Raw genomic sequence first — 22,179 nt, 5'->3', positions numbered from 1 at the left:
GATAATTTTTATTGGGGACGGAGTAAATTTAGAAGGACACTTTGCGCCGAATGAAAATGAACACAGATTGATGCATAGATAGAGACGGTCTAACTAGAACTGGTGCTTTAGCATGGATATGCTGCGCAGGAGTGAAGTTTCACTTTTCAGCTCTAAATTGTATTTATTGATAATGAAGATCAGAGTTAATTTATATTAAATTATGCATTTTTGATTATGTATGCTGACTTAGGCTCTTTGCAAATCAATTGCAATCTAAAATTTTCCACTTTTGCCCAACTTGACTTAACAATTTTTGTAAATACAATGTACGTATGATTAAATTTGAATGGGATGAGTCCAAAGCGACAAGCAACCTCAAAAAACATCAAATCTCGTTTGATGAAGCCAAAACCGTATTCTTTGACGAGTTTGGCGTTCAGTTCTATGACGAAGATCATTCTTCAAACGAAGATCGATTCTTGATGTTAGGTATGAGTTCAAGCGCAAGACTACTCATCGTTTGTCATTGCGAACGAAGTCACGGTGCAATTATTCGCATCATCTCAGCCCGCCAAGCAACCAAGCGCGAAAGTGCGTACTACCAAGGTGTAAGAAAATGAAAGATGAATACGACCTCTCTCAACTAAAGTCCAGAAAAAACCCCTATGCATCTAAACTGAAGAAGCCTGTGACTATGCGACTTTCTGAAGATGTTGTGGACTACTTTAAAGGCATGGCTGATGAGGCTGGCGTGCCATATCAGAGTTTAATTAATTTGTATTTGCGGGACTGTATTGCTAGTGGGCGGAAGGTGGAGATTAAGTGGCCGCAGACTGTTTAATTCAAATTGTGCGATTGAAACGAAATCACCGATGAACATTTTCTGAGGGTTCATCATATTTTATTCGCAAGCTTTTATCCTTGGGCTGTTCAAGATAGGAGTATGACCGCGCCAGATAGTGTGACTAACAAAGGCGTTACTCTTTTTAGCCATCCGCAAAGCGCCTCACTCGCTGTTCAGTCCGGTTCAAACCTTGGGCAAGACCATACGAAGATGCGTGATCGTCATGGCGAAGTCATGGGTCTTTTTGCCTCTGGTCATCCGATTATGGATCGGTAATGGACGAACTATCCTGCGGTACATACAGAACTTTGTAGGCGCGCTGGTCTCTCTATCAACTGACATGACACAAATAAAAATGACTATCTGAATGCGCTGACACAAAAAATCGCAGCACCAGGAAAGCGCATTCTCGACAACTACCTTCAAGCATTTATTGCACCAGCTCAGGAAAGCATTGATTCGATCAATTCAATCGCAACACTACAAGGATTAAATGGATCGAATACGCAAGATCAAACAAAGGGAATCTTTAGTGATCGTGCTATTGCTGCGGAATACCTGGAGTTTGAACAAGGTCGTGGTTATGAAATTAAACAATGACAATCGGATTTAAGAAAACGCAGCACCTACACCCAGCGGGTCAAACTATTACAATCCAAGCTCCATATTTTGCAGATTAAAAACTAAATTCAGAGGTCAATTCCCCCCCGATGAAAGCCAATTAGAATTCAAGTATTTAATAGTCAGTCTCTCGTCACTTTTCATCAACAGAACTCACTAAAACTAAGATCAATTCTGCGAACAAAATCGCCATGGCCAAATATCTCATCTCTTTCCCCAGCGCAGCAATGCAAGTACCAGATCACGAACTGGCACAAGTCGGTCACGACGCACACGCTGTAATTGAAGAAGCAAAAGCAGCGGGAGTCTATGTCTTCGCTGGTGGAATTGATGAAAGTGCGCCACCAGTACTGGTTGCAGCCGATGGCACAGTGACGACGGGCGGCTATCCTTGGGCACCAAGGCTGAATGGTGGTTTCACTGTATTGGAATTAGGCACACGTGATGAGGCTCTTGCTTGGGCGGCGCGCATCGCTAAAGCTTGCCGATGCGCACAAGAATTGCGCGTCTTTGGCTTGGATTCACAGTCTTAAGTGCGACACTCAGGTATTGCTGCTGACAGCCCCCGACACAGGCACGAAGTCACCTTACACAGTGTTATGCCTACACAATCCAGCGTTCTGACTTCGCACAAAATGTGTCAACCTCAATACTGAATCAAATCTAATTTGACTGCACATATGCACCTTGACCGAACTGCAATATACGCACGAAACCGGCCTAGATCATCCACCTATCTCAGTCTCGACACGTGTTCATTATTTTTGTTTGACTTCAGTCTGACCCTAATGACATTTGTCACAAAAGAATCGTGATAACAGCTACTGTTTTCTCCCTTGATGTTCAAGCAAAATAGAGTCACTGTCATTGCGAAAGCAAGAATCAGCAAACTAGCTTTTCACTACTGGAGAACGAAATGAAAATAGAATCAATAGCAATGGCACTTTTGATGAGCTTGGTCGTCGTACCAAGTAGCTTTGCGCAAGGGCGGCCTGATTCCGCAAAATTAATGGCGGCGCAACAGCAAGCAATGCAAAAATTGTCATTTATGGATGGTGAATGGCGCGGTACTGCGTCGACACTTTTGCCAAATGGTGAAAAACATCAAGTTACGCAAACAGAACGAATCGGGCCGTTTCTAGATGGCGGTGTCAAAGTCATCGAGGGACGCGGTTATGATGCCAATGGAAAAACTGTTTTTAATGCTTTTGCTACGATCTCTTTTAATCAAAGTACCAATGCTTACACCATGCATTCGTATGCACAGGGTATGGTGGGAGATTACGCGCTGACGCCAACTGATGATGGATTTATTTGGGAAATTCCTGCGGGTCCGATGACTATCCGATATACCGCAGTGATCAAGGATGGCACCTGGAAAGAAGTGGGCGATCGGATTACGCCAAATCAAGCACCCGTTCGTTTCTTTGAGATGGAGCTTAAACGTCTGGGCAACACAAGCTGGCCGGCAGCAGGCGCAGTCAATCCTAAATAATGGTCTTGGGAGCAAAAATCCTATATGCTCCCCACCCGTATCGCTTATATCAAAAAAGGAATTTTTACATGCTGTTGCCGTTTGTCTTCCCAAGATCTACACAAGCTATCTTATCTCTGAGCATACTGCTCGCGCTTGCTTTGCAAAGTAATCAGGTCTCAGCACAGGACGACGTGAAGGCCATGATCAGCGCGATAGAAGCACCCCAAAAGCACATAGAGAGCGAGCTGGACAAGCTAAGCCTGACGCAACTGATGGAGAAGTTTCACGTGCCTGGCATGAGTATCGCGGTGATCAAAGATTTTAAGCTGCATTGGGCAAAGACTTATGGGGTAAGCGACGCGCAAAGTGGCAAAGCTTTGAATTTGCAAACCCGTTTTCAGGCCGCGTCTATCAGTAAGCCGATCACCGCAATGGCAGCCATGCGTTTGGTTCAGGAAGGCAAACTCAATCTCGATACGGACGTCAATACCTATTTCAAATCTTTGCGCATACCGGCAAACCCCGCTTTTCCCAATCAAACGATTACGCCACGTGCGCTGTTTAGTCACACCTCCGGTGCGGCAGATGGTTTTGGCTTTCCGGGATACGAACCAGACGCAAAATTGCCGACGACAGAAGAAATTCTCGAAGGCAAACCACCATCCAATGTGGGAAAAATCCTCTTCACGCAAGCACCATTTCAAGTTTCAAAATATTCCGGCGGCGGAGTGATGTTTATGCAATTAGCGATGAGTGATGTAAGCGGGCGCCCTTTCGCCGATTTGATGCGAACAAGCATATTGCAGCCACTAGCCATGCACGATAGCAGTTTTGTGCAAGCGAAAAATTTGGAAGGCAATTCCAATGCGGCACTTGCTCACGATGAAGCGGGACAGCGTTTTGCTGCGCCATGGCATGTTTATCCCGAACTCGCGACATCAGGCTTGTGGACGACACCGAGTGACTTGTCAAAAGTGATCATCGCCATGCAAAATGCGCTGCTAGGAAAAGATGAGAGCTTGCTCACGCAACAGTCGGCGCGCGAAATGATTACGCCAGTCAGCGTGGGTCGTTTTGGCATAGGCTGGTCTATCAGTCAACGCAACAACGGCTGGTATTTTTCCCATAGCGGTGCCAACTGGGGCTACCGCGCTTGGGCGATTGGGCATATCCGAAAAGGCTATGGCTTAGTGGTGATGACCAATAGTGACAGTGGCATGTCACTGATTAATCAAGTCGCCGATAGGGTAGAAAGTGCTTATGCTTGGGACTCACGGCTCACACCCGCCTCACCTTGAAGCTCGCTTTACAGTGAGCGATTGAGTGAGCTATTAATTGAGCGATTAAGTGATCTCGCGTAATTAGCGAATATTTCAACTGAGAGACTCGCGAGCGTTCATGCATCGCTTAGGTGTGTCGCTAACTTTACAGTTGGCTCCTTACACTTAAGAGTTTCTTCATAGCCCTACTGTGCGCGCATTCATAGTTTGCTCGCTAATTCTGGCATTGTTCCTCAACACCGAATTGGAGGCTGGCATTCCCCATGCCTAGCTTGTAAAATACATAGCTTTTTTACTAGTCAGCTCGATTATAAACAAGTTCACTCAAATAACCACATAGGAAAAGATAGATATGTACAAAGTAATCATGGCCAGTGCCTTGGCACTCCTACTGAGCGCATGCGGCAGTATGCCATCGCGCATCGCATTAGATCCCGCCGCCAAACAAAAACTCAATGAGGTCAATGTCCTCAGCGTTTTGCCCCAAGACGAAGTGATCGTGCGAGCGGAGTCTTTTGGCGCAACGATGGCGCTGGGCGGTGGGCTGATTGGAGCAATCATTGACTCAAAAGTAGCAGAAGGTCGGCAAGCTACCATGCAAGAAATCGTCGCGCCATTTTATGCGGCGGTAGATAGCTACGATTTCCGCACGCACTTTGAACGCACGCTAGGAAACAGTCTATTGAACAACGCGGCAATAAAGTTTTCTCTGGTGGAAAGCACTGCGCTCATTCCCTTATTGCAAGACGTGGCCACTCGTACGAACAAGCTTAAGACGGATAGTGGTCAAATGTATGTACGTACGAGCTACGCTTTTACCTCTGACTTCACACGCATCAATGTAAATACCTATGTGGAACTAAGAGTACCAGGCAGCGAAACGCCCGTATTTAAGAATAGCTTTTTTTACCAATCCAAATCCGCAGGCACGGGCGGTGCAGATTCCATCAAAATCTGGTCTGACAAAATGGGAGAAACTTACCGTACTACGATGAACGATGCCACTGTAGAAATTACTAAGATGCTTCAGTTAGACCTTGCCGCTAGCGCGACCGATCCCCAACCAACAGAACAAATAGTCATCGCAAAAGTCGATGGAGCAACGAAGAGCAATATATCCGGAAAACTGATGGCATCCAGCGTTGATCGCAAAATTCTGCGCAATGATCAAGGTAATGTCTACTCACTTCCTCAATAACAAAGGCTGCGCAAAATGAAACCATCTACCATCTTACTTATCGCCGCATTGTCGCTTGCAACCGGCAGCGCGGCCATCGCCACCCCCGCATCAAACGAAATTACGCCACTTACTTATGACTCAAGCGTTAGTGACATTGCACCGGTCAAATTGACTGGTACCTGCATGATCAACATTGTCCGCATTTCTGACGAGCGCTTCAATAAGGAAAGCATAGGTGCCGAATTCCCTATCGTATCTAGTCCATCTGAACCATGGATAGAAAGTGGCTTCGACAGGCTAAAGGAATACGGTTTCCCTGTACAGCGCAGCGCAGTGCCGGTTGCCAATGCGATCAATCTCAATGTGCGGCTAATCCGTGCTTATACATGGTTCGGAAATATGAGAATCAATGGCATGGTGGCAATCGACATTGACATGGCATCCTCTGCTCAACACAGCGAAAAATTCCGTGCAACTGGTAGCAAAACGAATATGTGGAACGCAAAATCAGAACATGTCACCGCACTCAATTACGCACTCAATCACACTATGCATAAAATGGCACAAGCGCTACAGTCCCAGTGCACACAGGCAAAGCTAGTCAACTAATAATCTAACTCGACGAAATTAGATAGAATTCAGCGATCATTCTGAGAGTCACAGGTATGTTTTGATCTGCAAGAGATGCCGCATTTCTAAGCAAACGAAACAAGTTCAATTTGTAAGCTTGCGGGTATCAATTAAAATACCCGCAAGACTTAGGCTTAAATCACAGCCCGAGCGTAGGACAGGTCCAAAAGATCTGCATCTGAGCCAGCTGTATTCCTATCACTTACCCAATCGATACTGCAGAACGCAATAAGTATTTCACCTTTAAACCAGATAAACCTATATGCAAAACAAACCAAAAACCTGGATCGCCGTTCTCATCGCATTATTTGCAACGCCGCTCGCCATGATGTACTTAGGCAAGCGACGTTATGCCTTAATGTATCTTGTGCTGCTTTTGTTACTTGTTTTTGCGGCCTTCTTTTATCATGAACATGAAATAGCCACATCGCTTGCTAAGTTGTCTTATTTGATCGTTGGCCTGACGCACACCTATAGAATTGCGAGGCACTTTCCCGATGGTGAAATTCGTCCCACATCGAGTCGTTGGTACGCTTTAGTGTCTATGTTTATGGCATTTGTCGCTCTCGTTGTTCTGATACGTGCATACGCTTTTGAACCCTTCAATGCGCCATCTGCTTCTATGAGTCCGACCATCCCAGCCAAGTCTTTCTTCATTGTGCAAAAGTGGGGCTATGGTCATTATGGTTCTTATGGCATTAATCTGTATCAGACTGCCATTTCCGCACCAATACAACGTGGTGACATACTTGTTTTCGAAGTCCCTGATGAAGTGAAAAATCACTACGTGAAAAGAGTAATCGGCTTGCCCGGCGATCATGTCAGCTATCGTAACAAGCGATTAGTGATTAACGGACAAGCAGTCGATACACGTAAGCTAGTAGGACACGAGGCTGTCAGTAGCAGCGATAAAGCTGCGCAACTCGAGCTGTATGAAGAACACACTGCTAACGGCACTTATCAAGTTATGTTAGACCGTGAGCTGCCGCCGCTGCATCTGTCATATCCAAGAAACTTTAAGTTTATGGAACTTTGCCATTTCGACGAACTAGGCTTTATTTGTACCGTGCCTAAGGATCACTATTTCATGATGGGTGACAACCGTGACAATAGTCGTGATTCCCGATATTGGGGCTTTCTTCCCGCTGATCGCATCGTTGGGAAAGTGATTAGGATTTTGAAATAGGTGTTGTGTCGCCAAAGCGAACTGGCTTGAGTAAAAACAGAACACGCAAGCTTCAATCGAAACCAGACAAACTCTCGCAGAAATCGTAGCGACGCGAGAGTTTGCGCTTCTCTCATATCCACGTCCAGTTAGTAGCAACGGCATTTTCAACGCCGATAATAAAATCAAAGCATACCGACTTTTAGTCATCGTATTGCTATTAAATCTCCTCAATGTTCATAGTACAATTGCCATCTTAATTTTTCTATAAATAGGAATTTGCATGTCTTTGTCTTCACTTTCTAAAACAATGAAGCGATGGGGTATCGCCGTGTTTTGTCTGGTCTTAAGTGCCTGTGGCGGTGGCAGTGGTGGTTCTGGTGGAACAGAGTCCAAGCCATCTGCAGGATTTCAAGTGTCTGTTGATCGTACCGCATTGCGTTTTGATGGTGAGGAAGGCCGAAGCCTGTCACCTGCGGCCGTACTGGGTAATGGAGTGGGTACGACGCCAGCCAGCATTTACACAGGTAGCCTTGATCTAGGGACCTCACTTGATCGTGTGAACGTGGAAGTCATAGGCGCACAGATTAAGTTTACTATTTATCCTAAATCTGATCTGCCGGCCGGTACTTACACCGGCAGCGTGCAGTTGTTTGCCTGCCCCGATGCAAAGTGTAACCAGCATTTTTCTGGCTCGCCTGTCAGCATCCCTTACACCATAGTCATTGCCAAAGGCTTTAAGGTTTCACCTCAATCATTAACACTGAGCACCTTAAGTGGGAATTCGACTAGTCGTGATCTCAGTGTCCAGTTACCTGCCGGACAGAGCAGTTTTGAAGTTAGCTCTTCGGTCGCGTGGTTAAGTGTAAGCAACATCGGTGCCAATGGATTTGCGGTGAAGACTGCCGCTATGCCCCCGGGCAATTATGCTGGCACTTTGTCGGTCCACTTTCCCGGACGGAATATAGACATTCCTGTCAATTTTACCGTGACCGGTGATAGCAGTACTGTGACCAGAATCATTCCTGATGTTACTAATCTGGATTTCAATGCGATTGCAGGCGGCGCGCAGACTGCACCACTGACTGTCAATTTAAGCTTGCCATCGTGGAGTACCGAATCCAAAGCGGAGATTAGCTACACTTCTGGCGGCTTGAATTGGCTCAGCTTAAGCAAAACTAGTGAACGTTCTTATACGGTCTCAGCCTTACCACAAAATATGAGTGCGGGAACTTACTATGCGAATCTGACGATTAGCTCGGGGCCTATGGCAGCGCCCATCGCCATTCCTATCTCACTGGTGGTTGGTACTCCTAGTTGGTCTATCGTAGGCACCACTAATTTCTTAATTGATGCGGAGAGTGGCACGCGCCAACTATCTGCTGATCTTGCAGTCGATTTACCTAACTTACCAGCACAAGCTTGGACCGCCAGTACTAATTCTGCTTGGTTAAAACTACTCAACACGAGCGGTATCACGGGAAGCAGCAAATTGCAGGTCGCCATTGACACCAACGAGCTGCTGAAAATGGATAATTTTACGACCTATACTTCAGACGTCTTAATCAGCTCAGCGAGTGGCAAAATTGCGCCGAGAAAACTCACATTTACCATCAATAAGAATTTGCCGCAGATTAATTTCATTAGCCCTGCGACACGTCTCCCTGGTGAAGCGAGCACAGCCATAGTGCGCGGACGCGGTTTTGACAGTGTCATTAATTTGGAACAGACACTCGATGTAAGTGGACTGCCAGTCAAACGCATTACCCGGGTCAACGATACGCAATTATTGCTTCACTTTGATGCCGCTGCTCAGGGTGAAACTACGGTCTCGCTGAAGAATGCACTGGCAATCCCGACAGGATCAGCCACTTTGAAGGTGGTCCCACCAAGAAGCTTTACTTATCGCGCCATTCCTACCCAAGGTATGAAGGGCTCTATCCATTTTGATCCAGCACGCCAATCTATATTTACCAGCAACAAAGAGTTGGGTTCTGTGATGCGATTTACGGCGATGGATGGCACTTGGGCGATCTCTAGTGCGACTGTTCCTAGTATCGATTCCTCAGTCATGTCACCGGATGGCAAGTCTCTGGTAACGACCTCCACCAATGGTAAATTGAGCCTGATAGATCCTGATAGTTTAGAGACGCAAGCTACCTATAGCGCAGACGCCGATTTCATAGCAGGAGATCGCTTGAACTCCTTGCCACGACTGGCAATGACAAACAATGGCAAGGCCTACTTCCAAAGCAGAACCTGGGCGAACGGGCTCACCTATTTTGACTTAACAACACGCAAATTTACTGTTCAAAATAGTAGTAATTTACAGTTTAGTTTCTACGGTGGACCTTGGTTTAACGTATCAGGTGACGGGGATCGTTTATTGATCGTGCAGTCTGCCAGTATTAGTTCTAACCCCAAAATGTTATATATGAATGCCTCTGATGAAGTCGTCAAAGTCAATCCAGCGGGTTTGGAATTCTGGTATGAAGGTGCGCAAAGCTTACATGGCGAACGATTTATCGAAGGGACTTACAAAGTCTGGGATCGCGATTTTAGTTTGATAGGTAACGTGGTCTTGCCAGACAACGCCTATTATGGCCGCACCCCTGTTTTCGCACCGGACGGCAATCGTGTTTACATTCTTGCTTACCATTCTAGCGGTTTCAGTGGATCAGATGATTCCAGCGTAAAGCCTCGTGTCTATGTGCTCGACACTAGCAATCGCTTAGTAACCACCACGAATTTGCCGGTACTGGGTTATTTTGATCTTAACGACTATCCCACCTGTTCAAATTCAAGTTATGGCTGCAATTCACGTGCTTTAGGCACCATCAGTCCTGACGGTAAAACACTGTTCTTTATCGGCGATAAAAACTTAATCATCGCGCCGATACCTGCCTTACAGGCGGTTGGAATGCAGGCATCCATCCAGCGCGCCAGCAAGAACAGCAATAGTGTGCCAGCGACAATGACGCGACATGATATAAAAAAATAGTCACCGATCGCAGCACGACACTTGAGCCCAGATTCTGCCGGCTCTAAGTGCGTGCTGACATCGTCATTGTGGTAAATCTGAGTTAGGTGCCAGTCTTCAGAGACTGGCATTTTTTTACCCGCGACGAAAGTAATTGCCTTCCATGATCGCGCTATTTCCAGTCAGACGCCACCGCCTCCATACAGATCATATGACTAATTTTTGTCAGCTAATATCGGCGATCGTATGCCGTCAAACTGAGACGTGTGAAGGCGAATTTCTTACCCGACTATGAAATTCTTCTATCACCACCTGATTCAAACTATGATTCTTAAACAGATAGAAAAGCCTGCGTTGCTGGCGTCAATAAAGAGCAAATTAAAATTAATTTTTACCAATACAAAACCGATACAATTGAATGACAACAGCAACTTTTGGAAAGCTCATAATAGGCATTCTAGCTTTGGTCCATCTTCATTTTGTGTGGAGTACGTATGTCAATTTCAAAAATGTCTCATGCCCTATTGGGGTCTTTGAGCCCTGCAGTTGTCAGATCCGTTGGTAATCAAGTCCATGCCGACTCAAATAACAGTATCAGCTTAGCTGGCATCTTTCTTTGTCTATTTTTGAGCGCTTGTGGCGGCGGAAGTGGATCTGAAAAAGTCGCTGTCCCAGAACCAATCGCTCTCAGCGGCCGCACCAGTTTTGTCTCCCCAGCGACCGCGCCCTTGCTTGGTGACGCCCGAAGTTACGACCCTATTAATCGCTCTAGTGACACCATGCAAACCGCGATGGATGTCAGCAACGCTAACAGCGCATTGAGTACGCGCACGGTGACCGAGGGTGATATCTATCGCGTGCTCGACGCTGGCAAAACCCTACTCAATCTGAACCCCTATCGCGGTTTGCAAATCATCGATTTGAGTAACCCAGCCACCCCCAAAATCATAGGCCGAGTAGCAATGACAGGCACGCCAACCGAAATGTATAGAATAGGTGAACGGGTCTACGTTTTAATGAATTCCTGGTCAGAATATCGCAGTGTGCAAAAAGACGGCAAACCCGTCTTAGATCGGTTCCAGGGTGCGGCCTTAATCACGGTCGATATCTCAAATCGCAGCCAGCCTAAAATTCTTGCGAGTATGCCGGTGGACGGCTATCTGGGTGCATCTCGCATGACTAGCGGTGGCGGTAAAAATGCATTGTATGTCACGGTGCAACGCTACACCGGCACAGCTAATGATTCTTCAGTAATGAGTTTTGCAACAGACGGCCAGGGAATATTACAGGCTAAGACCAGCCTGAGCTTGGGCAATTATGTACAAGCTATTCAGGCGCTGAACGAGCGCTTGATGGTGGCCAGTCTCGATTCTGTCGCAGCCTTGGCGGGCAATTGGCGCTCTAAAGTGAGTGTGATCGATATCTCCAACCCCGATGGCCTGATGCTCAGAGGTGCTGATGTTCCATTGTTTGGTTTGGTCAAGCAAAAGAATAATATGCATATTCAAGGCAATATCATGCGCATCGTTTCGTCTGCGGGTGGCGTTGGATCTGGTTTTCTGTTGATTAATGGTGAGCTCAGGCGCGATCCCAATATAGTGCCTGTCACCCTCGACGTCGTCACGAGTAATTCGTCTACCACAACGGCATTAGCCACAAGTACTCAGGACAGCAATCTGAATACCAACCATGTTGAAACTTTCAACATCGCCGACTTAGCCAAACCTATTGCAGTAGACCATGACACTTTCGGCGCCGGGCAGCAATTATTCGGCACCACCTTCATGGCGGATCGCGCCTTTTTTGTGACCTATTTGCGGCAAGATCCCTTCCATGCTTTTTCAATTTCGCCCAGTGGTGTCATGCAAGAGGAAAATGAGTTTATCGTCTCAGGCTGGAATGATTTTTTTGTGCCTGTACAAAGCGATACTCGTCTGATCGGCGTCGGACATAACGACGCGAACAATCGGCGTACATTAGCGATTAGCCTGTATGACATTAGCAATTTGAAAAACACCCAACCGCTGTTAGCCCGTGCCGAAATTGATCTGGCCAACTCGTGGTCGGAGGCCAACTGGGATGATAGGGCTTTTACCGTTCTCGACAAGGCCACGAATGTGCTAGCTGCCGATGGCAAGACCAGAGAGACAGGATTAGTTTTATTACCTTTTACCGGTTGGGATGCCAGCGCCAATACCTATCGTAGTGGCGTGCAAATCTTCAGTTTCTCCGCCTCCACCCTGACCCGGCGAGGCAGTATGCAGCAAGACACCCAGGTTAGGCGCAGTTTCATGGGCGATAGCAATGACAATATCGCTGCCAATTTGTCTGGCAACGAACTCTCACTATTTAACATCAGCGATCTGAATTCGCCGGTAAAAAAATCCAATCTCACTTTAGCTGCAAATTATTCTCAATTTATCGCTTTGCCCCAGGTCGGCGTACGCTATCGTGCCAGCGATTTTGGCTGGTGGGGAAGCAACAGTGCGGCCCAGCGTAAGGACGTTATTGAAGTCGTTGCACTCAATGATGTCGATGGCAATGCGCCCATTGCCAGCGTAACAGTACCCGCCGGATCACAAATGTTCGCGATGGGCAATCACTTAAGTCTGGTCTCAAGTGAAATGCGTGACAAGGGTATACGCACCACCATCCTAACTTACGATTTATCGATTCCTAGCAATCCCCGTCTCACCAGTCATTTTGTCAGCGACGATATTTTGGCAGCCAACGATTATTCAGTTTTTCAGACGCCTGACTGCGGTATTTTACGTTGTGGTGGATATAGCTATGCCACACCGCAAGTTATGGCAGTAGGAAAAGCCTTGGTCTTCAGCAGCCGCAAAGTACAAAACGGCTTGTCGACCGATGGAAAAAATAATATGCGTTACTGGAGTAGTCATATTTTCCAAGTCCTTAATTTAGAGGATGCCAGCCACCCCGTTTTGCTCCCGAAAATTATGATGGACAAAGACGAAGAGAGTATCGACCTTATCCAAAATGGCAGCAGCCTGTGGATTAATTACCAGAAAGCGCAACCACAACTGGGGCCGAATGGCGAATCGCAAAGCAAGTACTTTGTCAAAGAATTGCGTCTTGCATCGGCGGCGTATCCTCAATTGGGTAAAGAGATCAATATTCCGGGTCAGCTCATGGCCATCGTCGGCAAGCAATTTTATAGCGTCGAATATGCCTTAGTCGGCAAGAATCTTGAACCTAGCCTGCATATGTCTATCGTGCAAAATAATCTCGCGTATTTGCAAGCCAGTCTGAGCCTGACGGGCAAATATTTGAGTCGAATTCTGGCGGATGAAAACACCGTCGTGCTAACGAGTTATGACACCAGCAATTACCTGTACAAGATGGATATCTATGCCGCGCCAGTGAAAGAATTCAATCTGCAATCAAGTAATCTTCTGGGAAATGGCATCAATCCTCTTGCCCTGCGTCCGGGGAAATTGTTGGCTCAGGACTGGTACGGTTTGTTCTTATACGATATCAGTCAGCCCCAGACGCCGACAATCCGTGCTTATTTCCCTACCCTTAGCTGGGGTGGAAGTGTCAGTATTGTGAACAAGGACATCTACCTGCCAGCCAATTTCTATGGCATCTACCAGTTCAACTTTGATACCGTTAATGTACCTGCTTCGTGAGTTTTTTTGCTTGCTTGATCAACTAAGTTAAAAGAATAAGCTGAAAAAAAGGTGGAGAAGAAATAGCATTTTCTTCTCCACCTTTTTTTCACAAGCTACCCAAAAAATTCCAGCACCACTTCATTTTTTACTTCTGCAGTAAGCCGATCGCAGCTGCACTCATCGCTTTCACACTCAGCTTCAATGCAGGTTCTGCCATCGGTGCAAATTTGCTGGTGTGAGTGCCGGGAACATAGGCCTCGCCAAGTTTAGCTTTGGCTAATAAATCGGGGTCAACCACACCGAGTATAAACAGCACGGTTGGAATTTCGCGTTCAGGCGGCAAACTGTATTGCGCGAAATCTTCACTACCCATAATACCAAAACCATCTGTGACTTTATCCGCACCTATCGCCGCTGCCATCGCTTTTTTTACGCGCGCGGCCAAAGCGGCGTTGTTGATATTGGCCGGTCCCGATTCTGATTCTATAATTTTGACTATAGGTTTGCGATCATCGGGCAAGCCGTTACTAAGGGCAAGACCTTCGGCTGCGCGCTGTATGCCATCTAAAATAATTTTCATAGCGGCGTCCTTACTCGCCCGCGTCGTCAGCTCAAGCTTCACTTCATCGGGAATGATATTGCGCTTAGTGCCGCCGTGGATACTGCCAACCGTGACCACCGCCGAGTCCATAGGATCTTGATTGCGACTGACTATGGTTTGAATCTGATTAATAAATTGTGCTGCCATCACGACCGGATCTTTGCCACGATGCGGTGCCGCGCCATGACCGCCAATCCCGCGTATAGTCACATCGACCGAAGTCACCGCAGCATGAGTAGCGCCAGAATACACCCCAACGAAACCGGTCGCTAAGCCAGGTGAATCGTGCATGGCAAGTGCCATATCTGGCCGGCCAAAACGCTGATAGAGGCCATCACGCAACATCGCCTGCGCCCCATCCAAGGTTTCCTCGGAAGGCTGTCCCACCAGTACCAGCGTACCCTGCCATTCCTTACGACGGGCAGCGAGCTCACGCGCGCTACCTAGCAAAGTCGTAACGTGTACATCATGACCGCAAGCGTGCATCACGCCCACCTCTTGCCCTGAAGCGCTCTTCACTTTGACTTTACTGGCGTAAGGCAAACCCGTTTCTTCGACTATGGGCAAAGCATCCATATCCGCACGTATGAGTAGACGCGGCCCGGGACCGTTTTCCAGTATCGCAACCACACCGTAGGCTTGACTACCATCGGCATATTTGCCGACACGTTCAGTGACTTTATAGCCAGCCTTACGCAGCTCTTTGGCTAAGTTGGCGGAGGTGTTCACCTCAAAATGCGACAGCTCAGGATTCGCATGCAAGTGCTTATAGTATGCGAACAAATCGTCGGTGTTGGTTGAGTCTGTCGCGCTACTTATGGGGGTGCCAAGTACGCACAGCGTTCCGATAAGACCAGCAAGTATACGTACTTTCATTGAGTTTCCTTTAGCTAATACAACATGAGCATCGCTTTAAAACCACTTGAGATTTTCTTGAATAGCGTGCCGTATTACTCAAAAAATCTATGTTAGGCTCTCCCTAACTATTAGACAACAAAAAGAAGTGAATTGATTGGCTGAGGTCACATTAACGCAAGCCTGTGTGATCAATGTACGGCTGAATAAGGATTAGACATGCAAGTATCTAAATTGATACTGACATCATTTTCAGAGCCGTCAGATTTCACCGACAATCAGACAGAATCACACCTGGGATTTGCATTGCAAACCATGTGCTATGCACTATCCTTTTAATTGAAGCTATGCGTTGCCTACTTGCTCTACTGAACACGCTTTTGTGCTAATGTAGTTCTCGCAACTGTTATCGATAGGGGAAGATCGACATCAAGCATTGCACAATGAAAAAAAGCAAATGGCAACGCGTAATAAAAATACAGCGTCGGCTTGCATCGTCAAAAAGTGCCGGCCGCATACCGCTGAAAACCAAGCATCAGGAATTGTTATGAAATCCCAGTTACCCAATAATCAGACCTTATTGGAGATCATCAGAATCCAAACCGACATAGTCAAAGCCGGTATGGATTTGGGCGCAGTGATGCCCTTGATTACGGAGCAATCACAAAAACTCACCAATGCGGATGGTGCTGTCATCGAGATTTGCGAAGGTGAACAAATGGTGTATCGCACCACATCCGGCATAGCCAATCCGCAGTTGGGTCTGCGCATCTCACGTGAAGGTAGCCTGTCAGGCAGGTGCGTCAAAGAAGCCACGATCATGTATTGCTCGGATGCTCGCACTGATGACCGGGTGGATCGCAAGGCCTGCGCAGCAGTGGGTTTATTGTCGATGATCGTTGTACCTTTAATGCATAGGGACGAGGTGGTAGGTGTCCTCAAAGTACTCTCTAAGAATGCCAATGCTTTTGATTCAACGAATCAATTCGTGTTGAAGATGATGTCCGAATTAATTGCGGCTTCGATGTTTCATGCAGCGCGATTTGAGGCCAATGAATTGTATTTGCGCGCCACGCATGATGCTCTGACCGGACTGGCAAATCGCTCGCTATTTTTTGATCGTTTGCGGATAAGCATGGCGCGCTCGACCCGCCATAAGGAAATTTTTGCGATTCTGAATTTAGATATGGATGGATTAAAGTCCATCAATGATTTATTTGGGCACCGGGCGGGTGATGCAGCGATCAAAGAATTTGCCAATCGCATCAATGCGATTGCCAGGGAAACCGATACGGTCGCCCGAATTGGCGGCGACGAATTCATGATCATACTCAACAAAGTCGAGAATCGAGCCGGCGCAGAGAAGCACATACTGCGATTATTTGAAAAGATTCACCAACCGTTTAAGTTTGAATCCAATGAATTGACTATCGACGCCAGTATAGGCTTGGCAATTTTTCCTGAAGATGGGACGACGATAGAAGCATTGATGGATCAATCTGATCAAGCTATGTATCAACAAAAACGCAGCAAAAAATCTTCAAACGTCTATTTAAAAATTCGCAACTGAAGGTGCTGCTCTTAGGCCTACGTTGGGTCTGACGATCGGCCAATTCATCGTCGCGAGGTACCCGGACGAATTCACAAAACACCAAAGCATAAACAGCGCCGAGGAGACGGCGCCTTTGCATGCTAAACGATTATTCCAAGTCAATTTAGTCGGCTATGGCTTTTGCGCCGACAACGCCGCACGCTGATGCACTTGTCCCCGCAAAATAACTTTTTCTATCGTATCGTAAGCACGCACATCGAGCAGCGGGTTCGCCGACAACAATAAGAGATCAGCTTGTTTGCCAACTTCCACACTACCTATGTTTTTTTCCAAACCGAGGGCGCGGGCATTTTTCATGGTTAAAGCGGTAAATAATTCCGGCAAACTCATGCCGGTTTCCAACCATCTGTCCATTTCCCAACGTCCATTAATACCGGGGAATTGGGTATAAAACGGACCGCTTGGGGTATCGCTCCCAAATAACAATTGCGCACCGTTCTGATGTAAAGCAGCAGTCATACGACGCACCGTGCCTAAGGGTTTTTGGTACATGGTTTTTACAGTCTGATATAAGTCCGCCGGTGTTTTTGTCTGAGGTTCAAAATCTTCGGCCAAAATTTTCTTCATCCATTGCCCTGCTTCGGTTTGATACCAAGCCATCAATTGTTGAGGAATGGCATGCGCCACTAAAGGATTTTTAAAAAAATCAGGATTCATTTCTTCATGCTCACCATATAAAACTTGCATAGTCGGTTGCACAGAAATACCCGCTTTGGTAATTTCATCAGCGATCTGCTTGAGTCGTGCTTGATTGGCAAATTGCTCCACATTCTTTGCCTCATGCCACATACCATGCACCAAGGTGGTCACGCCTGCCTTTAAAGCAAATTCATAGGAGGCCTGAGAATTGCCATGCAAATACACAGGCATGTTCAAGCGCTTGGCTTGCTGGACGACTTCTTGTATTAATTCGACTGAGGGCACGGGCAGATTCTTCTTCGGGCCAAAGCCTGTTTCGTAAAACACCTTGATGCAATTCGCGCCATCTCGTTTGGCGGCAGTCACTACGGCTAGCGGCGTGTGATCATCGACTTTGAAGTTGCTTGGATACCCATTCGGCTGCGCAGGATCGAACAACATATACTTAGTTGCTGGCACTTGAAACTGCAAATCCTTATCCATCCATGAGGCTGGATAGCCGTTGGGGATGGTGACGGGCGTACAAAAATGTGCCTGCGGCCCAGCGGGTTGGGCATTCCATTTTGCAATGAAGTTGGCATCGCCCGTTAAATCCAATACCGTGGTAAATCCAAAATAGGCATAACTACGCGGCATCTGAGCCCTAGCTTCTTGTAGCATTGCCGCGTCGCGGGGATTGTCACCGGCATAACCTGGCACGCCATCGAGATGTACATGGCTATCGATCAGACCGGGGATCAAAAACTTGCCACGTCCGTCAATCTGAGCTGTCACCTTGCCCGCCGCTTGATTCAAATTCGCTGCAATCGCTTGAATCTTGCCGTCTCGGATTAACACGTCGCTGACTTTGGATATTTGAGGCTGATCGCCGCTAGTGCTATTAATAATTCGTACTTGCTTTATCAATAAGCTGTCCGCCTGAGCATTGGGCACCAATAAAGACATGAGCAAACTGGAAGCAAGGAGGAAACGAGACGAAACGATAGAGTGAGAAAACATCATGAAATCCTTGAGGGCTGGAAAGGACTTCAGTGTCATCGCTCAACACAGGATTTTCGACCTCAAACGCGATTAAGGACGAAAAAAACCTGTTTAAGGACATCCAAAGTCTGATTTCTTAGCATTTCATTATCAAACAAATACTGAAAGTCATGTTCACCTAGAAAATGACTTAACATCCAAGCATTTTTTGAATCAGCACCTCAACATCGTTTATGATGACAAACATGCCATCTATCATCAGCCATCTACAAATCGCCAACGCCGTCCTGTGTCTTTTACTGGCAGCACAAATGCTAGCCATGAATGCCATGCGTCCCATCCCAAAACGACTCTTGGGTTTGAATTGTCTGCTCTACGCCCACCAAAGTATTGCCCTTGCAGCCATACTCAACGGTCACACGGCGGTCTTTGCATTCACCCGCCCCTTGCTCGCTATGCTGCTTGGGCCCTGCCTATACGTCTACTTTTTATGCGTACGCCGACCAGATGCCAGATTCTTAAAAAGCGATCTATGGCACTTCGGCCTGGGTGCCTTGATCATTATCTTACTTAGTCAAATCAAAGCGCTCAGGGCATTGATCGATATTGCCATCCTTGCCAGCTTCATCACCTACACCACTCTGATCGCGCTACAAATGCGATCAGGCCAGCAAGCACTCGCTCACCTCGGAGGCTATGCGAGCTCAGCTTATCGCTGGTTAATGAGCCTGATGCTCCTGGCATTGGTGAACATCCTGTTAGAGATCGCGGTCAATCTGGAAATGCAAACTGGCGTCGCCCTACGCGATTCGATTTCCCTCTTGGTCGCCAGTATCGCTTTCTTTTCTATTAATATCAGCATCATGTTAGCCGCACTCAAACGCAGCGACTGGCTAGAATGGATGTACCAATTTGGCGAGCAAACCCTGCAAGTTGCCGCGCCAGCCATTGCCCCTGAAGTGGCGCAAGCCCTGTTTCAACGCTGGGAAAATCTAGTCAAAACCGAACAACTGCACAAACAAGAATTCGGCATCACACTACCGCAAGCCGCCAAAAAACTACAAGTCCCGGCACGCCAATTATCGAATGCGATCAACCAAATTTATGGCAAGAGTTTCTCGGTCTACCTCAATGAGCAACGCATACATGAAGCCCAACGCCTATTAATCGAAGCGCCTGAGATGACGGTGATTGAGGTCATGCAGGAATCGGGTTTTAGTAGTAAATCGAATTTTAATAAAGAGTTCTTGCGGGTAACGGGTATGTCGCCTTCTGGGTTTCGGGAAGAGAAAATAAGTAAGAAACCGACAACAAATACATAAGCGTAATTTCAAGTAACCCAATGTGAATCATCAAAACAAAATGAAAAAATTTCTCCTATGCTTCATTCTCCATCTATCCATTTTTATCGTAACAGGATGTAGCAAGGATGACTTAATACAAAAATTCGCTCCCGCTGAGGATCAGGCACTGGCGAAAAAAACCCTCGCTTTGCTCAAACAAAAACAGTTTGAAGATATTGAAAAGATGATTGACCCTAGCATTAAAGAAGCGAATCTGAGAAATACACTAGTAGAAATGTCTGCCTTGCTACCTATCGAAGAGCCCACAAAAATTACCCTGATCGGAGCGCAACAACATTTTTCGAATGATCAATCCAGCACCAACCTGACCTATGAATACACCTATCCACGCAAATGGATCATCGTGAATGTTGCGCTGAAAAAAAGTGCAGATAGGATCAGTATTATTGGCTTCCACGTGAATCAGCAAACAGCATCCATCGAAGAGCAAACCAAATTTTCGCTTACTGGAAAATCCGCAATCCAGTACCTTATTTTTGTCTTAGCTATCATTTTTCCTATACTAACAATCGTGGCACTAATCATCTGTATCAGGATGAAATTAAGAGGAAGAAAATGGCCATGGGTACTGTTCATTTTGATCGGTTTCTGTAACCTCTCCGTGAACTGGACTACCGGTGAAATCCACTTTGCAACTCTCGCGATACAAATGTTCAGTGCTTCAGCTATCGCGGCATTTTATGGCCCTTGGATCATCTCGATATCACTTCCATTAGGCGCAATATGCTTCTTGATATTTAGGAAGAATCATGCGGCTGAAACAATAGAGGCGTCGGCAATTAAGAGTGAATCGACTTAAAGCCTGTGCCATGAAAAAGCGAATGCTGCTCGGCCCCTTCATAGCACTAAGCTGGCCAAAAACGGCTATGGCGAGCGGCGACGATAAGAGAACAAACAAATAATGCAGCGATAAATACTTCGCAATTGTTAAGCGGATATCCAAGTCAACTTAGATTTATTCATCTGCAATTGATCTGCGATCAAAACACTCACGAACCCAAATGCAAAAACTTCGGCAAATGCAATAAGCCACCCCAACCCAATAACAAAATCACACTCAAGACAAATAAACCAAATGCGCCATTGGGACGTAACACCCCTAAATAACTGATGACCACCGTCGTGGTATTTTTCTTTGCTTCGCTCATGCTGCGCCAGTGTTGAATGATCTTCAGCACACTTGCGATACCTGAGCCTACTGACAGCGACAATAAGGCAATTCTAAACACCGAGAGTAGGTCGATTTGATCTAGCGAGACTTGCTTATACAAGAAACCAACGACCGCCATCGATATCGCAGCACCTATGGAAATCGCGGCGTTGGTGTACATAGTCTTGCGACTACGGATCGCGGCTTCTTCTAGTTCTTGTCGCAACATCTGGGTTTTGTCATTAATCAGATTCGAAGTTTCATCCTTCAATGCCGAGATGCGTTGATCGAGCATATCGCCCATCTGAACCGTGGCAAACTCAATCAATTCTTTGATATCGTCTTTGGTGATGGAGCGGTGATTATGTACCTCGGACGATAAGCGTTCTATGCTCTCATTGAGTTGCTTACCAGCGTTTTCTACGACTTGATTCAAACTAGCGCTGGCTCTATCGACGACCTGATCGAGATGTTCGCTCGCCATGGCGATGGATTCGCTGAGCATGGGCTTCATGGTATTTTCGGACACGCGCACCATGGCGTTTTCGATTTGACCAAGTTCGTTGCTGAGATCTGCTTTCCAGATAGCCATGCTGAATTCCTTAGAGTGTTGAGACTATAGTATAAGCTCTACTGCGCTATGCTACTCATAGAGTTGGCGGCTCAAGCTTCGAATACCCTGCTACACTTTATAATGACTTGTGCCCTCTTGTTCGAAAGAGACTTCTTTCAGAAAATTTTAATATCAACTACGACAATCGCACTCAATAATCATGATCAGCAAAACCAATATCGCCAACATCAGTTTCCTGGTTCGTGACTACGATGAAGCCTTGGACTATTTCACCAAGGTGTTGCGCTTCGAGCTTCTCGAAGACAGACAAATCAGCCCTGATAAACGCTGGCTAGTAGTCGCGCCCGCCGGATCGACCGGTGCCAAATTATTGCTGGCAAAGGCTAGTACGCCGGAACAAATAGCGCATATCGGCGATCAAACCGGTGGTCGGGTTTTTCTATTTTTAGAGACCGATAATTTTTGGGAAACCCATGCGCACTTGGAATCACATGGCGTCACTTTCACCGAAAAACCGCGCGAGGAAGTTTATGGCACGGTGGTGGTGTTTTTAGATTTGTATGGGAATAAGTGGGATTTGATTGGGCGTCAATGAGGCGCTTTACTCAT

The 22,179-nt window shown here is 46.6% G+C and carries 18 protein-coding genes; 15 read left to right on the top strand and 3 right to left on the bottom strand.

Annotated features, from left to right (window positions below; genetic code table 11):
* Positions 1–314: 314 nt before the first annotated feature.
* The 11 genes from AC1RR2_RS03285 to AC1RR2_RS03235 all read left to right on the top strand — a co-directional run bounded on the left by AC1RR2_RS03285 (position 315) and on the right by AC1RR2_RS03235 (position 13,812).
* Positions 315–602, top strand: a complete 288-nt coding sequence (locus AC1RR2_RS03285) for a BrnT family toxin (protein WP_493220875.1) — start codon at positions 315–317, stop codon at positions 600–602.
* Entirely contained in the window at positions 599–823 is a 225-nt protein-coding gene (locus tag AC1RR2_RS03280) for a BrnA antitoxin family protein (RefSeq protein ID WP_493220874.1), read from the top strand. The genes AC1RR2_RS03285 and AC1RR2_RS03280 overlap by 4 nt, the downstream gene beginning before the upstream one ends.
* Positions 824–925: 102 nt before the next feature.
* On the top strand, positions 926–1,102 hold the full coding sequence (locus AC1RR2_RS03275; protein ID WP_493220873.1) for a hypothetical protein: 177 nt from the start codon (positions 926–928) through the stop codon (positions 1,100–1,102).
* A gap of 536 nt (positions 1,103–1,638) precedes the next feature.
* Positions 1,639–1,980 (top strand): YciI family protein, encoded by a 342-nt coding sequence (locus AC1RR2_RS03270; protein ID WP_493220872.1) that lies wholly within the window; start codon positions 1,639–1,641, stop codon positions 1,978–1,980.
* A 383-nt stretch (positions 1,981–2,363) separates the two neighbouring features.
* On the top strand, positions 2,364–2,942 hold the full coding sequence (locus AC1RR2_RS03265; RefSeq protein ID WP_493220871.1) for a DUF1579 domain-containing protein: 579 nt from the start codon (positions 2,364–2,366) through the stop codon (positions 2,940–2,942).
* 68 nt (positions 2,943–3,010) lie between these two features.
* A complete protein-coding gene (locus AC1RR2_RS03260) occupies positions 3,011–4,222 on the top strand; it encodes a serine hydrolase domain-containing protein (protein WP_493220870.1) in 1,212 nt (403 codons plus the stop codon).
* Positions 4,223–4,556: 334 nt separating this feature from the next.
* Positions 4,557–5,402 carry a hypothetical protein gene (locus AC1RR2_RS03255; protein ID WP_493220869.1) on the top strand — a complete coding sequence of 282 codons (846 nt, stop codon included), beginning with the start codon at positions 4,557–4,559 and terminating at the stop codon, positions 5,400–5,402.
* Positions 5,403–5,417: 15 nt separating this feature from the next.
* Positions 5,418–5,993, top strand: coding sequence for a hypothetical protein (locus tag AC1RR2_RS03250; protein ID WP_493220868.1), 576 nt, complete (start codon positions 5,418–5,420; stop codon positions 5,991–5,993).
* A 283-nt stretch (positions 5,994–6,276) separates the two neighbouring features.
* Entirely contained in the window at positions 6,277–7,200 is a 924-nt protein-coding gene (lepB, locus tag AC1RR2_RS03245) for a signal peptidase I (RefSeq protein ID WP_493220867.1), read from the top strand.
* A 262-nt stretch (positions 7,201–7,462) separates the two neighbouring features.
* On the top strand, positions 7,463–10,180 hold the full coding sequence (locus tag AC1RR2_RS03240) for a hypothetical protein (RefSeq protein WP_493220866.1): 2,718 nt from the start codon (positions 7,463–7,465) through the stop codon (positions 10,178–10,180).
* Between the two features lie 473 nt (positions 10,181–10,653).
* Positions 10,654–13,812 carry a beta-propeller domain-containing protein gene (locus AC1RR2_RS03235; RefSeq protein ID WP_493220865.1) on the top strand — a complete coding sequence of 1,053 codons (3,159 nt, stop codon included), beginning with the start codon at positions 10,654–10,656 and terminating at the stop codon, positions 13,810–13,812.
* Between the two features lie 127 nt (positions 13,813–13,939).
* Here the strand turns inward: AC1RR2_RS03235 and AC1RR2_RS03230 are convergent, their stop codons facing one another.
* Entirely contained in the window at positions 13,940–15,271 is a 1,332-nt protein-coding gene (locus tag AC1RR2_RS03230) for a M20 metallopeptidase family protein (protein WP_493220864.1), read from the bottom strand.
* A 526-nt stretch (positions 15,272–15,797) separates the two neighbouring features.
* Here AC1RR2_RS03230 and AC1RR2_RS03225 point away from each other — a divergent pair.
* Positions 15,798–16,820: a diguanylate cyclase domain-containing protein gene (locus tag AC1RR2_RS03225; protein ID WP_493220863.1), complete on the top strand. Its 1,023-nt coding sequence runs from the start codon at positions 15,798–15,800 to the stop codon at positions 16,818–16,820.
* Positions 16,821–16,973: 153 nt separating this feature from the next.
* On the opposite strand, the gene AC1RR2_RS03220 is transcribed toward AC1RR2_RS03225, so the two are convergent.
* Complete coding sequence (locus tag AC1RR2_RS03220; RefSeq protein WP_493220862.1) at positions 16,974–18,500, bottom strand: amidohydrolase family protein; 1,527 nt, start codon at positions 18,498–18,500, stop codon at positions 16,974–16,976.
* 227 nt (positions 18,501–18,727) lie between these two features.
* Between AC1RR2_RS03220 and AC1RR2_RS03215 the strand changes: the two genes are divergently transcribed.
* Positions 18,728–19,804 carry an AraC family transcriptional regulator gene (locus AC1RR2_RS03215; protein WP_493220861.1) on the top strand — a complete coding sequence of 359 codons (1,077 nt, stop codon included), beginning with the start codon at positions 18,728–18,730 and terminating at the stop codon, positions 19,802–19,804.
* A gap of 40 nt (positions 19,805–19,844) precedes the next feature.
* Positions 19,845–20,645 (top strand): hypothetical protein, encoded by an 801-nt coding sequence (locus AC1RR2_RS03210; RefSeq protein WP_493220860.1) that lies wholly within the window; start codon positions 19,845–19,847, stop codon positions 20,643–20,645.
* A 190-nt stretch (positions 20,646–20,835) separates the two neighbouring features.
* Here AC1RR2_RS03210 and AC1RR2_RS03205 read toward each other — a convergent pair whose 3' ends face one another.
* Entirely contained in the window at positions 20,836–21,588 is a 753-nt protein-coding gene (locus AC1RR2_RS03205) for a hypothetical protein (protein ID WP_493220859.1), read from the bottom strand.
* 181 nt (positions 21,589–21,769) lie between these two features.
* Here AC1RR2_RS03205 and AC1RR2_RS03200 point away from each other — a divergent pair, with 181 nt between their 5' ends.
* Positions 21,770–22,165, top strand: a complete 396-nt coding sequence (locus tag AC1RR2_RS03200; RefSeq protein ID WP_493220858.1) for a VOC family protein — start codon at positions 21,770–21,772, stop codon at positions 22,163–22,165.
* The last annotated feature ends 14 nt before the right edge of the window (positions 22,166–22,179 follow it).

This window comes from Undibacterium sp. GW821-FHT11H02, from assembly GCF_058808015.1.
This window is presented reverse-complemented; position numbering and strand designations above follow the sequence as displayed.

Excerpts from the sequence above, each read along its gene's own strand:
- AC1RR2_RS03285 (WP_493220875.1), top strand. The coding sequence starts at position 315 with ATGATTAAATTTGAATGGGATGAGTCCAAAGCGACAAGCAACCTCAAA.
- AC1RR2_RS03280 (WP_493220874.1), top strand. The coding sequence starts at position 599 with ATGAAAGATGAATACGACCTCTCTCAACTAAAGTCCAGAAAAAACCCC.
- AC1RR2_RS03275 (WP_493220873.1), top strand. The coding sequence starts at position 926 with ATGACCGCGCCAGATAGTGTGACTAACAAAGGCGTTACTCTTTTTAGC.
- AC1RR2_RS03270 (WP_493220872.1), top strand. The coding sequence starts at position 1,639 with ATGGCCAAATATCTCATCTCTTTCCCCAGCGCAGCAATGCAAGTACCA.
- AC1RR2_RS03265 (WP_493220871.1), top strand. The coding sequence starts at position 2,364 with ATGAAAATAGAATCAATAGCAATGGCACTTTTGATGAGCTTGGTCGTC.
- AC1RR2_RS03260 (WP_493220870.1), top strand. The coding sequence starts at position 3,011 with ATGCTGTTGCCGTTTGTCTTCCCAAGATCTACACAAGCTATCTTATCT.
- AC1RR2_RS03255 (WP_493220869.1), top strand. The coding sequence starts at position 4,557 with ATGTACAAAGTAATCATGGCCAGTGCCTTGGCACTCCTACTGAGCGCA.
- AC1RR2_RS03250 (WP_493220868.1), top strand. The coding sequence starts at position 5,418 with ATGAAACCATCTACCATCTTACTTATCGCCGCATTGTCGCTTGCAACC.
- lepB (WP_493220867.1), top strand. The coding sequence starts at position 6,277 with ATGCAAAACAAACCAAAAACCTGGATCGCCGTTCTCATCGCATTATTT.
- AC1RR2_RS03240 (WP_493220866.1), top strand. The coding sequence starts at position 7,463 with ATGTCTTTGTCTTCACTTTCTAAAACAATGAAGCGATGGGGTATCGCC.
- AC1RR2_RS03235 (WP_493220865.1), top strand. The coding sequence starts at position 10,654 with ATGTCAATTTCAAAAATGTCTCATGCCCTATTGGGGTCTTTGAGCCCT.
- AC1RR2_RS03230 (WP_493220864.1), bottom strand. The coding sequence starts at position 15,271 with ATGAAAGTACGTATACTTGCTGGTCTTATCGGAACGCTGTGCGTACTT.
- AC1RR2_RS03225 (WP_493220863.1), top strand. The coding sequence starts at position 15,798 with ATGAAATCCCAGTTACCCAATAATCAGACCTTATTGGAGATCATCAGA.
- AC1RR2_RS03220 (WP_493220862.1), bottom strand. The coding sequence starts at position 18,500 with ATGTTTTCTCACTCTATCGTTTCGTCTCGTTTCCTCCTTGCTTCCAGT.
- AC1RR2_RS03215 (WP_493220861.1), top strand. The coding sequence starts at position 18,728 with ATGCCATCTATCATCAGCCATCTACAAATCGCCAACGCCGTCCTGTGT.
- AC1RR2_RS03210 (WP_493220860.1), top strand. The coding sequence starts at position 19,845 with ATGAAAAAATTTCTCCTATGCTTCATTCTCCATCTATCCATTTTTATC.
- AC1RR2_RS03205 (WP_493220859.1), bottom strand. The coding sequence starts at position 21,588 with ATGGCTATCTGGAAAGCAGATCTCAGCAACGAACTTGGTCAAATCGAA.
- AC1RR2_RS03200 (WP_493220858.1), top strand. The coding sequence starts at position 21,770 with ATGATCAGCAAAACCAATATCGCCAACATCAGTTTCCTGGTTCGTGAC.